The following is an 11,615-nucleotide window of genomic DNA, read 5'->3' as shown; positions in this document are numbered from 1 at the left end:
CTACTTCCTGTCCGCCAGCCAGCCCTGGAGCATCGCGGCGACGTCGTCGGGCTGGTTGTCGACCATGGCGGAGACCTCGTCCCGCATCCGGTCCCGGGAAAGGTCGGCCTCCCTGGCCAGGGCCAGCTGCTGGGTGTCCCCGATGGCCTGTTGCTGCTGCATCACGTAGCCCTCCGGCAGGTCCGAGGCGGTGGCCTCGATCCGGGCCTCCTCTTCCTCCAGCTCCTGCTGCTTGCGCCGGCGCCGGATCAGGAACACGATCGCGGCGATGATGATCAGCAGAGCCAGCGCGACCTGCTTGGCCAGGCTGATGTAGCCGGCCGTGCGCTCTTTGCTCGCGGCCTCGTCCAGGGCCTTCTGCGCCGCGGTGGCGGCCGAGGTGTCGAACGGCAGCACGTTCACCTGCACGGTGTCGCCCCGGGCCGGGTCCAGGCCCAGCGCGTTGGTGACCAGCTGGGAGGCCTGGCCCGGAGTGATGGTGTTGGGCGCGCCACTGTTCAGCACCACCGCCGCGGTCATCCGCTCCACCTTGCCCGGAGCCTGGTTGACCTTCGAAATGGTCTCGTTGACAGCATTGTTCACGGTCGACTGCTCACGGTTGTAGGTGCCGTTGCCACCGGCGCTGGCCAGCGGGGTGGGCACCTGCTGGCCCAGAGTTCCGCCGTTGTTCGCGCCGCTGCCGCTGTATTCCTCGCTCACGGTGGCCTCTTCGAGCGGTTGGGGCGGCGGGTCTTCCTGGTTGTAGTTCTTGCTCGTGGTCTGCGTCTCGTCGAAGTTCAGCGTGGCGTTGACCTGGACCTTGGAGTTGTTCGGGCCGACCACCATGTTCAGGACGTCCTCGACGGCCTTGTTCATCCGGGCCTCGAAAGCCGCTCGCTGGGTGTCGGTCGCACCGGCGTCGGTGGCCGAACCCCCGACGCCCCCTCCGGATCCGGACAGCAGTTCGCCGCTCTGGTCGGTGACCGTCACGTCGTCCGGGCTGAGGTTCGCCACCGAGCCGGCGACCAGCTGGGTGACCGACTGCACCTGGCCGTCGGTCAGCTCGGTGCCCGGCTTCAGCTTCAGCAGCACCGAGGCGGTCGGGGTGTCCTCCTCCTCGGAGAACACGCTCTGCTCGGGGATGGCCAGCTGCACCACCGCGTCCTCGACCCCGGACATCGCCTTCAGGGTCTTGGACAGCTCACCCGAAAGAGCGCGCTGGTAGGCCACGTTCTGCTGGAACTCGGTGGCGGTGATGCCCTGCTCGTCGAGCAGTTCCCAGCCCGGGCCGTTACCGTCGGTACCACCGGTCAGGCCGGCCGCGGCCAGGTCGATCCGGGTCGAGTAGACCTGTTCCTGCGGCACCAGGATGGCGGTGCCGTTGTCGGCGAGCTGGTACGGCACGCCGCTGGAGTCGAGTTGTTCCGTGATCGCACTGGCGTCCTCGCCGGACAGCCCGCCGTACAACGGCGCCCAGTCCGGTTGTGAGAGATACCTGCTCAGGGCGAAGGCGCCCAGCAGCAGGCCGAGGACCGCCACGATCACGACAGCGCGCTGGCCGGTGGTGAAACCATCGGCGAAGGTGCGGGCCTTCGTGGTGATCGTCTTGGCGTTGAACTGAGGACTCATTAAAGCTGCATCCCCATGATCTGCTGGAACGACTCAAGTGCCTTGTTGCGCACGGTGGTCGTCAGCTCGACGGCGGTCTGCGCCTCGACCGCGGCGATCACGTAGTCGTGCACGTCGTCGAGTTCGCCGGTGGCCGCGCTCATCGCCTTGTTCTGGGCGTTGGTGTCGAGGTTCTCGACCTCCTGCAGCCCCCGGCTCAGCGCGTTCCCGAACGAGTCGCTGCGATTCGCGGTGGCCAGGTCCGAGTCGATCCCGGGGATCGAGACGTTCTCGATACTGGCGGTGTCGCCGGTGCCGAGACCGGCCACCATCTGGTTGTAGAGGGCGTCGATCGACATCATCTGGGCGGGATCGGCGGTGCCGGCCGCCTCGATCGGTGAGATGCTCATGATCAGCTACGTCCCATCTGGATGGCGGCCTGGTAGGCGGCCCGCACCCGGTCGAGGTTGGCCGAGTTCGCCTGGTAACCGCGCTGCGCCATGACCATCTGGGTCATCTGCTCACCCATGTCGATGTCCGGCCGCCGCACGTAACCCTGGGCATCCGCGTAGGGGTGCTCCGGGCTGTACACCAGGCGCCCTTCCGGGCTGCCGAGTTCCACTCCGGCCACCCGCACGCCGGCGCCGACCCGCCCGTCCTCGATCGACTGGGCGATCAGGTAGCGGGCCTGGAAGGCGTCCTGATTGCTGGGACGCACGGTGTTGACGTTCGCGATGTTGTCCGAGACGGCGTCCATCCAGTTCTGGTGGACGTACATGCCGCTGCCGGAGATGTTGAGGGAATCGAACATGTCAGTTGCTCCTGATCGCGGCACGCAGCAGGCTGAAACGGTCACCGGTGGCGCGCAGCGCCAGCTCGTAGCTCATCTCGGTGCGCACACTGTTGACCGTGGCGCTGCCGAGATCGACGTTGTTGCCGGTGGTGTCGCCGGGCGCGAACGAATAGACCACGGACGGGGTGACCGACTCCATCGGGTCGTCGCCGTTCATCAGGGCGCGCTTGAGCTGCCCCTCGAAATCCACCGAGCGGGCCCGGTAGTACGGCGTGTTGACGTTGGAGATGTCGTCACTGACCGCCTGCTGCCGCTGGGACAGACCGTCCAGGGCGGAGTGCAGGGCGTCGATCGAGACGTCGTCGAGCATGGACATAACGCAGCCCTTCTGCGGAGAACTCGCGGGGCACAGCCGACAAGGGTCACCCGGCTTCGCGGCCGATGACGGGGGTGCGCCGATCCGTGGCGCTGGCGAGCGGTCCGTGCTCAGATGGAGGCTTCGACCCGGCTGCGGCGAGTCTTGAGGGATGCTCCATTCCTGTGAACCGGGTTCATCCGAAAGTACTAGCCCGGCTTGAGATCCGGGGCCGGATGAGTACTTGAGGACGATTCGCCCGACTACGTACGGCTGTCCGGGTGGCGCCCGGAAGAGTTGTCGGGGACCGGGTGGGTCACCAGGGCGCGGACGTGACCCATAAGGATCATTGATTGTGGACGTCGGCCCGCGGCGCTCGCGCAGCGGGGCGCCAAACGCAAGAGCACGGTCTCCCCGCGAAGGGTGACCGTGCTCCGGGTTCTGAGAGGGTTTTCGCTAGCCGTTGATGTCCAGGGTGGTGCCGACCCGCGAGTCCGAGCGGCGGGCGGCCTGAGGCCGGATCCGGGTGATCTCGGCGCGGAACTCCTCGCGCAGGAAGCGGGCGCGGAACTCCAGTTCGGTGATCCAGCGCTGGAGTTCGTCGCTGCGGTGCCGGAAGTCCTCCGGAGGGCGGCCCTCGGGCGGCACGATCGGCTGCAGGTTGTAGACGTCGTGCCGGCTCAGGGCCCCTTCGAACTCGTGCATCGCGTGCTCGACCTCGTCGAAGTACTCGGCCCAGGCGGTGACCGCGGACAGATTGGCGGTCTGGATCGTGTGGGTGGTGGTCATGATCTCCTCAGCCCACCGGGAAGGGGGTGTTCGAGGACTCCAGGGTGAGCGCCTGCTTCCAGGTGTCGCGCAGGGGTTCCAGCATCTCCCGCACGGTCAGGATGCGCTCGGGCTGGGCCGGGATCCGGCTGCTGTTCAACTCCGTGACCATCCACAGATAAAGACTCTTCAGGCCCTCGCCCTCGGGCCAGGCCTGGGTGTCCAGGCTGCTCCAGAGTTCCATCAGGATCTCCTGGGCGTGCTGGAGGCGATTACCCACGGTGGCGTAGTCGTTGGTCCGCATCGCCGCCTCGGCGACCGCGAGGTCGCCGATCAGCCGGTCGTAGAGCATGGTCAGCAGTCTTTGCGGAGAAGCCGTGTGTGCGGTGTCGTCCGCATAGCGCGACCTGGCCAGTCCGTTCGGCATCGGTGCTCCTGCCCTCGCGACTCGTCGTTACCCGGCCTCGGGTTCGGCCGGTGGTGCGGTTCCATCAGCTCCAGCCCGTGAGGCCCGCACCGGTCGGTACGGGCCTCACGGGTGGGATCAGGCCTTCGAGTTGGCCTCGGCGGCGCTGAAGAAGCTGCTCAGCGAGGTCTGCTGGGCCTTGAGGCTCTGCAGCGAGGTCTCCATCGCGGTGAACTTGGCCGTGATGGTGGCCCGGTAGGCCTCGAGCCGGTCGGTCCAGGCGTCGATCTGCGTCTGCAGGTCCTTGGCCTGGTTCTTGGCCGTGGTCTGGGCCTGCACCAGGCTGCCGGACTCGGAGTCGCTGACCTGGGAGAGCAGCTGGCTCAGGCTCTGGGCCACGCCCGGCTTGTAGTCCAGGGTGCCGACGTTGCCTGCGCCGGAGGCGGTCACCGCGACCGACAGGCCCTTGGCCGGGCTGTCGGCGTCGACCGGCAGGGTGAGCAGGTTGCCGCGGCCGGTTGCAGCGATTCCTTCGATGGTGCCGGCCACGTCGGTGCCCGCCTGGATCTGGGTGGACGCGGTGCCGCTGTTGTTGGTGGCGGTGAAGGCGCCGGCTGCGCCAGGGTTGAGCGCGCTGACGACGATGCCGGTGCCACCGCTGTCCACGCTCGCAGTCATGCCCATGTTCTTCTGCGCCAGAGCGGTGTTCAGCCGGGCCGCCTCGGCCGCCATGTCGTCGGACTCCAGGGTGAAGTCCAGCTTGCTGCTGCCACCGGCCCGCATCAGGGCCACAGTCCGGCCCACCACGCCGGTCCCGGGCGGGATGACCTGCCACTGCTCGGGCTTGGCGGGGGTGGAGACGGCCACGTCGTAGGAGCCGGCCTGGGTGGCGGTGCCGGCGCTGACGAACCGCGCGCTGCCGACCGAGCTGGAGGCGGCGGTGAACGATGAGTCGGCACCCCAGGCGGCCATGGTGGCGGCCGGGTCGGCCTTGAACGCGGTGTCGAACGCGGCCTTGTCGAACTGCACCTGACCGCCCTGGGTCACCGACAGACCGGGGGCGTTCATCGACGAGACGGTGCTCAGCACCTGCTGCTGCAGGTTGCGGACCGTGCTGTCGCCCAGCAGCGGCCCGCCCTTCTTGGTGGCCGGGTCCCAGGCGGTGTTCGTCTGGATCGAGGACAGCAGGTTGTTGAGGTTGGTGACCACCCCGGAGATCTGGTCGGTGACCTTGGTGGTGTCGACCGCGCTGCTGACCGTCACCCCGCTCTCCACCTTGCTGACGCTGAACGAGATGCCCTGGGCCACGTCGTTGAAGGTGTTGGTGGCGGAGGAGATCTCGTAACCGGCGTCCGGGTCGTCTGGGTCCGCGCCGACCACGATGGTGGCGTTGGCCCCGACCACGAGGTCCTTCATCTTGCCGGCGGTGGTGGCTCCGGTGCCGCCGGCGAAGCCGGACAGGCCGTCGAGCTCGAACTTCGAGGCCTCACCGGTGCTGCTGGAGACCACCTGGAGCCGGTAGTTGCCGGGGGAGGTCTGCACGGCCGAGGCGGTGACGCCGGCGTTCGCACCGTTGATCGCCGAGACCACCTCGCCCAGTGAGCCGGTGCCGACATTGATCTTGGTACCGGTGGTGGAACCACCGGTCTTGAGGGTGATCTCACCGGTGCTGGCGACCTTGGCCCCGGTCGAGGCGACCGAGCCGTCCGAGATCATCGTGTGCGCCCGGGCCACTGCCTTCACGTCGAAGGAGAGCGAGCTGGAGACGCCCCCGGTGGCGGTCGCGGTGACCGCGGCGGAAGAAGAGGTGGCCGCCGTCGTGGACCAGGCACTGGTGTTGGACAGCGACTTCAGCTGGCCGACCGTGGTGCTGATGCCGCTGAGCATCGAGCTGTAGGCACTGACGGCGCTGTTGCGGGTGGCCTGCTGGTCCTTCAGCAGGGTCTGCTGGTTGCCCTGGACGGCCACCAGCTGCTTGATGATGCCGGCGGTGTCCATCCCGGAGGCGATACCGCTGAACGAGACTGTGGGTGCTGATGCCATGGGAACGTGGTCTTCCTGTGCACTGTGCTAGGGCGGGGGCGATGGAGGATGGGCCGGGCAGGAACTCTGCCCGCCCGGCCCATCTCCGTTCGTGAAACGACTCCGGGCAAGACCTTTCAGGTCACTGCCCGGACCCTGATCACTGCAGCAGCTTCAGGATGTTCTGCGGCTGCTGGTTGGCCTGCGCCAGCATGGCGGTACCCGCCTGCGACAGGATCTGCGCCTGGGTGAAGCTCACCATCTCCGAGGCCATGTCGGTGGCCTGGATCCGAGCGTTGGAGGCGGTCATGTTCTCCACCGCAACGTTCAGGTTGGTCACCGTGTGCTGGAACCGGTTCTGGTAAGCACCCAGGGTGGCGCGGGTGGTGGACACGCTGTTCAGGGCGTCGTCGATGGTCGCGATGGCCGCGTCGGCGCCGGTCGCCAGATCGATCGCGTCGACACCCAGGGTTGCGGCGTCGACGTTGGTGCTGATTCCGACGGTCAGGTTCTCACCGCTGTTCGCACCGATCTGGAACGTGCCCGTGTAGGAGCCATCCAGCAGGTTCTGACCGTTGAACTTCGTGGTCGCGGAGATACGGGTGATCTCCTGCGCCAGCTGGTCGAACTCGGTCTGCGATGCGCTCGCACCGTTCGCGCCCTGCGATCCGGTGGAGGCCGCCTGGACGGCCAGGTTACGCATACGCTGCAGGATGGCCTGCGTCTCGTTCAGGGAACCGTCAGCGGTCTGGACAACGCTGATGGCGTCCTGCGCGTTACGCACGGCGACATTGAGACCACCGATCTGCGCCTGCATGCCCTGCGAGATCGCCAGGCCGGCCGCGTCGTCAGCCGCACGGTTGATGCGGTAACCACTGGACAGCTTCTCGAGTGAGCTGGCCTGGCTGGTCTGGGTCGCGTTCAGGTTACGGTAGGCGTTGAGGGCCGCAATGTTGCTGGTGACGTACATGCCCATGGTGATCCTCCTTGGTGTGGGCCGAATCCCGATCCATCCGTGGACCGGTACAGCAGCTCCATCGGCGCTCCGGCCGCGCTCTTGAAGGGTTTCCGGAGAAGATTTCTGATTCCGGGGCCGTCCGGGTTACCGCGCGCGCGGTATTGAGACCTCAGACGTCGGAAAGGGAGCTCAGGTAGCGCCCGACGTCAACTCGCCGGTTCACCGTGGAGCGCCGGGCCACGGCGTCCACGTAGGCGTCCCGCCGCCGCCCGCGCGCGCCCTGCCCGTTGGCCCCGCCCGGGCCGGCCTTGGCATCGGCCTCCAGCAGCCGCGAAAGGGCCTCGCGCAGCAGCTCCAGACCCTCGGCCCGCAGCTGCGAGACCCGCGACTGGGTCACGTTCAGCTCGGTGGCCAGCTCGGTGAGCGGCCGCTGCTCGAGGTAGTACCCGCTGACCACCATCCGCAGCCGATCCGGCAACTCGGCGATGGCATCGCGCAGGTACCCGACCCGCTCGGCCGCCACCAGAGCGTCCTCCGGCTGCGGGGCCGGGTCGCGCAGGGTCGCCGCCAGGCCCTCGCCCTCGGGCGTGAACGAGTCCAGCGACAGCAGCGAGGCCCGGTCCTGACCACCGCGGATCTCGCCGATCTCGCTCTCGGTCAGACCGGAGGCGGCCGCCAGTTCGCTGTCGGCCGGCGTGCGCCCGAGCGCCACGGTGAGGGCCTCGGAAGTGGCTGCCAGAGCCCGGGCCCGGCTGCGCAGCGACCGGGTGGCCCAGTCCCGCTGACGCATCTGGTCGATCATCGCGCCGCGGATCCGGGTGTTCGCGAACCGGGCGAACGGCACGCCCAGGCTGGGGTCGAAGGACTGCGCCGCCTGCACCAGTGCCAGTGCCCCGGCCCCGGTGAGATCGTCGGAATCCAGGTGCCGCGGCAGGCGGGACGAGGTCTCCCTGGCGATGTATCCGACCAGGGGCAGGTTCTCGCGGACCAGCGCCTCCACCTCGGCCGCCGTACGGGGCGAGGCGGGTTTGCCGGCCGGCTGGGGTGAGTTAGGAAGTTCGGCCACGCTTGGTCTTCGACCGGCACGACCTTCGGCTCGACTGTCCTACAGGGGTTTTCCGGCATTGCACCCCCTCGGAGCAACCGGCCGGACCCGGCTGGAGCAGTGCCTGTGAGCACGCTCGTGCGGCGGTTGCTGCGATTGGCTGACCCGCCGGGCTCAGGTCCGCCACCCGGATGCCGACAGGCTTTGCAAGCGTCCGGACGAACGGACCGCACCACCGGTGAAAGGGAAGCCGCCAAGCGGGTGACCGGATCACCGCCGCGGTCAGGATCCTGCTCCGGGGGCCGATCGAATACCTGAACCGCTTTCTGCCGTGCAGAAGACGCCTTCTTTGGAGATCTCCCGATGAGCCTTCCCGATCTTGCCGCGGTGCTCTGGCGCCAGCGCGAACTGATCGAACGGCTGTGCTACCGCCTGGAGTGCGAGCAGCTCCTGCTCGCGGCCGGCCGGATGAACCGCATCGCGTTCGCCGTGTCCGAGGTGGAAACCGTCGTCGAGGATCTCCAGGTGCTGGAACTGCAGCGGGGGGAGACGGCAGACCGGGCCTCGGCCGAGCTCGGTCTGCCGGCCGGCAGCGGGCTGTCCGACCTGGCCGCGGCGGCCCAGCCGCCGTGGACCGGGGTCCTGCTGGAGCACCGGGCGGCCCTGATCGCGCTCACCGCCGAGTTGCACGCCCTGGCCGATGCCAACAAGACCATGATCAGCAGCGGCATGGCGCTGGTCGAGGCCGCAATGAATTCCCTCGGTTCGCTCTCCCCGCACCAGGCGGTGGGCTACGACGCGACCGGCCATGCCGATCCAGTTACCGGGCGCATGCCCGCTGTCATCGATCGGGTGCTGTGATCACATGAGTTTCAACATCCTGGGCAACGGATTGACCGGGTTGCAGGCCTCCCAGCAGGCCCTGAATGTGGTCAGTCAGAACATTGCCAACGCCGCCACTCCCGGATATGTCCGCCAGCGGGCGATTCTGGAGAGTCAGCAGACGGCGCCGGGGACCAACGTCTACACCGGCAACAGCGCTCAGTTCATGGGCGTGAAGGTGACCGGGGTGGAACGGATCTCGAGCACCTTCAAGACGGCGGCGCTGAACAGCGCGGTGGGCAAGCAGGAAGCGCTCGAGGCCCAGGCCGCACCGCTGGACAACATCCAGGGCCTGCTGCAGGAGCCGGGGGACACCGGCCTGCAGGCCGGGATCACCGAGTTCTACCAGAGCTGGACCACTCTCGGGAACAATCCCACCACCGGCAGCTCGAACGGCGGGGCGGCCCTGAACGGCGCCGCCGCCGGGGTGGTGATCGAGGACGCGATCTCGATCGCCACTCAGCTGAACAGCCTTTCCCAGGGCGTGGCCGAGGAGTTCGGCAACCAGTACGCCAACCTGGAAGGCATCGTCGAGCAGGTCAATGCGGCCGCCACCAAGGTCGCCGAGCTGAACCAGCAGATCATGCAGGGCACGGCCGGCGGCAACAACATCAATGCCCTGCTGGACCAGCGGGATTCCGCCGTCACCGACATCGTCCGGCTGACCGGCGCCACCGCCACCCCGCTGGACAACGGCTCGGTGCAGGTGGCGGTCTCCGGCGTCACCCTGGTTTCCGGCCCGGCCACCAACACGATGACGGTGGGCGGGGCGAACACCATCGAGGAGTCCGGGACGAACCCGCCCTCGCTGATGATCGGCACGGTGAAGGCATCCCCGTCCGGGGGCCAGGCGGCCGGCGTGCTCTCGGCCCTGAACACCGACCTACCGGAGATCAGCGGTCGGCTGGACATCGTGGCGAACGGTATCCGCGACGCGGTGAACTCCGTTCACAGCTCGGGTTACACGTTCGACGGTACTCCAGGTGGGGAGTTCTTCGCCGGTGAAGGGGCCAAGGGGCTCACGGTGGCGGTCACTTCGCCCGAAGAACTAGCCATCTCGTCCCAGGCCGGAGCTTCGGTGGACGGGTCGAACGCCCTGAAGCTCGGTGACCTGGTGCGCGACAGCGAGGCCTCGGCCGCGCTCGGCGGGGCGGAGTCACCGCAGTCGCAGTACGCCCGGATGGTCACGGGGATCGGTACCCGGTTGCAGAGCCTGAACACTGCGATCGAGTCGCAGGCCGGCGTGGTCGCGACCGCTCAGGCGGCGGTCGACTCGGAGTCCGGGGTCGACCTGAACGAGGAGCTCACCAACATGATCCTGTTCCAGCGCTCGTTCCAGGCGAACTCCCGGGTGATCAGCGCGGCCAACGAAATGCTCCAGACTCTGATCGGAATGGTGTGACGACATGGCTAGGGTGACCACGCTCGGCCAGATGAACCAGTCTCTGGCCCAGATCCAGGCGAGCATGACCGCGACCAACAAGCTGCAGGAGCAGGCGGCCAGCGGCAAACGGGTCAACAAGCCCAGCGACGACCCGACCGCCGCTGCCATCTCGATGCAGCTGCGCAATCAGCAGGCCGCCAACGTCCAGTACGCCCGCAGCGCCGACTACGCCAACGGCCAGCTGGGCACGGTCGACAGCACCCTGCAGTCGATCTTCTCCCGGCTCAATCAGGTGCGCAGCAACGTCGTGGCCACCGCGGGCACCTCCAGTCAGCAGTCCCGATCGGCTCTTTCGGCTCAGGTCGAGCAGATCAAGGGCGAGCTGCAGGGCCTGTACAACACCCAGTACCAGGGCCGCTCGATCTTCGGCGGCACCTCGGCGGTCGGGGCGGTGGACGCCGACGGCAACTACACCGGTGACGGCAACGCGGTCCTGGTCCGGCTGAACGCCTCCTCCACCGTCCGGGTGGACGTCGACGGAACCTCCATCGGCGCAGGCGAGTTCAGCGCGCTGCTGGACGACATCTCGGCCGGCATCCTCGACGGCACCGCCGCCGACCGGCTGGGCGACCTCGACGGCCTGATGGACCAGGTGATCACCGCCACCGGCCGGGTGGGTGCGGTGCAGAACCGCGTCACCTCCAGCGTGAGCGCGATCGCCAAGCAGAACAACGACCTCACCGTGTCGCTGGCGCAGAACGAGGACGTGGACTTCGCCGAGGTCCTCACCAAGTTCTCCTCGCAGCAGGTGGCCTACCAGGCCGCCCTGGGCGTGACTGCCCGGATCAACCAGACGTCCCTCCTCGATTTCCTGCAGTAACCACCAGAAAGGGTGCGCGCAAAAGCGCGCATCGTTGCCGAGAGGTGCCCCGGCTCGCCCGGGCGCCAGGATGGGGTGACAGGTCCATGCATCCTGCTCTTCTCACCAACAGCAATTCCGGGACAGCAAGGACTGACGTCCCAGAGATCAATTTCGTCCGGCCGATTCCCGGGTTCAGCGATTTGCGGCACTTCGCGCTGGCCCGGATCGACGACCGGGAGAGCCTGATCTCGGAGCTGCGTAGTCTGGAGCGTCCGGATGTTCGTTTCGTTGTGACGACGCCGGCGATCTTCTTCAGCGACTACGTGGTCGAGCTCGATGACGAGGACTGCGAGCAACTGGGGCTGGAGTCGGCCGCGGACGCCTTGATCCTCACCGTGCTCACGCCCGGCGAGGACGCCAAGACCACCACCGCGAACCTGCTGGCGCCGATGGTGATCAACGCGAAGAACCGGGCCGCGGCTCAGGTGATCCTGACCGGCTCGGACTGGCCGGTGCGCGCGCCACTGGGTTGATCGGTGCTTACTATCCGCTA

General features: G+C 67.8%; 13 protein-coding genes. 4 read left to right on the top strand and 9 right to left on the bottom strand.

All coding sequences use genetic code 11. The features are described from left to right. The 9 genes from fliF to LR394_RS02870 all read right to left on the bottom strand — a co-directional run bounded on the left by fliF (position 1) and on the right by LR394_RS02870 (position 7,955). A complete protein-coding gene (fliF, locus tag LR394_RS02910; protein ID WP_231438747.1) occupies positions 1-1,608 on the bottom strand; it encodes a flagellar basal-body MS-ring/collar protein FliF in 1,608 nt (535 codons plus the stop codon). Further along, a complete protein-coding gene (locus tag LR394_RS02905; RefSeq protein ID WP_231438746.1) occupies positions 1,608-1,997 on the bottom strand; it encodes a flagellar hook-basal body complex protein FliE in 390 nt (129 codons plus the stop codon). The genes fliF and LR394_RS02905 overlap by 1 nt, the downstream gene beginning before the upstream one ends. A gap of 2 nt (positions 1,998-1,999) precedes the next feature. Next, complete coding sequence (gene flgC, locus LR394_RS02900) at positions 2,000-2,398, bottom strand: flagellar basal body rod protein FlgC (RefSeq protein ID WP_231438745.1); 399 nt, start codon at positions 2,396-2,398, stop codon at positions 2,000-2,002. Between the two features lies 1 nt (position 2,399). After that, the gene (locus LR394_RS02895) at positions 2,400-2,756 is read right to left on the bottom strand and encodes a flagellar basal body rod protein FlgB (RefSeq protein ID WP_231438744.1); all 357 of its coding nucleotides are present in this window, start codon (positions 2,754-2,756) and stop codon (positions 2,400-2,402) included. A gap of 435 nt (positions 2,757-3,191) precedes the next feature. Beyond that, positions 3,192-3,524, bottom strand: a complete 333-nt coding sequence (locus LR394_RS02890) for a hypothetical protein (protein ID WP_231438743.1) — start codon at positions 3,522-3,524, stop codon at positions 3,192-3,194. Between the two features lie 7 nt (positions 3,525-3,531). Further along, complete coding sequence (locus LR394_RS02885) at positions 3,532-3,930, bottom strand: flagellar export chaperone FliS (RefSeq protein ID WP_231438742.1); 399 nt, start codon at positions 3,928-3,930, stop codon at positions 3,532-3,534. A gap of 117 nt (positions 3,931-4,047) precedes the next feature. Further along, the gene (gene fliD / locus LR394_RS02880) at positions 4,048-5,952 is read right to left on the bottom strand and encodes a flagellar filament capping protein FliD (protein ID WP_231438741.1); all 1,905 of its coding nucleotides are present in this window, start codon (positions 5,950-5,952) and stop codon (positions 4,048-4,050) included. Between the two features lie 139 nt (positions 5,953-6,091). After that, a complete protein-coding gene (locus LR394_RS02875; RefSeq protein WP_269328482.1) occupies positions 6,092-6,907 on the bottom strand; it encodes a flagellin N-terminal helical domain-containing protein in 816 nt (271 codons plus the stop codon). Between the two features lie 151 nt (positions 6,908-7,058). Beyond that, entirely contained in the window at positions 7,059-7,955 is an 897-nt protein-coding gene (locus LR394_RS02870) for a sigma-70 family RNA polymerase sigma factor (protein ID WP_231438740.1), read from the bottom strand. A 342-nt stretch (positions 7,956-8,297) separates the two neighbouring features. Here LR394_RS02870 and LR394_RS02865 point away from each other — a divergent pair, with 342 nt between their 5' ends. From LR394_RS02865 to LR394_RS02850, 4 genes are all read left to right on the top strand, one after another. Further along, positions 8,298-8,795, top strand: a complete 498-nt coding sequence (locus LR394_RS02865; protein WP_231438739.1) for a flagellar protein FlgN — start codon at positions 8,298-8,300, stop codon at positions 8,793-8,795. A gap of 4 nt (positions 8,796-8,799) precedes the next feature. After that, a complete protein-coding gene (flgK, locus tag LR394_RS02860) occupies positions 8,800-10,218 on the top strand; it encodes a flagellar hook-associated protein FlgK (RefSeq protein ID WP_231438738.1) in 1,419 nt (472 codons plus the stop codon). 4 nt (positions 10,219-10,222) lie between these two features. Then, the gene (locus LR394_RS02855; RefSeq protein WP_231438737.1) at positions 10,223-11,080 is read left to right on the top strand and encodes a flagellin N-terminal helical domain-containing protein; all 858 of its coding nucleotides are present in this window, start codon (positions 10,223-10,225) and stop codon (positions 11,078-11,080) included. Positions 11,081-11,166: 86 nt separating this feature from the next. After that, positions 11,167-11,595: a flagellar assembly protein FliW gene (locus LR394_RS02850; RefSeq protein WP_231438736.1), complete on the top strand. Its 429-nt coding sequence runs from the start codon at positions 11,167-11,169 to the stop codon at positions 11,593-11,595. Positions 11,596-11,615: the final 20 nt, after the last annotated feature.

Origin of the sequence: Kineosporia babensis (assembly GCF_021129305.1) — a bacterium.
GTDB lineage: Bacteria > Actinomycetota > Actinomycetes > Actinomycetales > Kineosporiaceae > Kineosporia > Kineosporia babensis.
The sequence above is the reverse complement of the archived record's forward strand: the minus strand, read 5'-3'. Positions and strand labels throughout refer to the sequence as shown.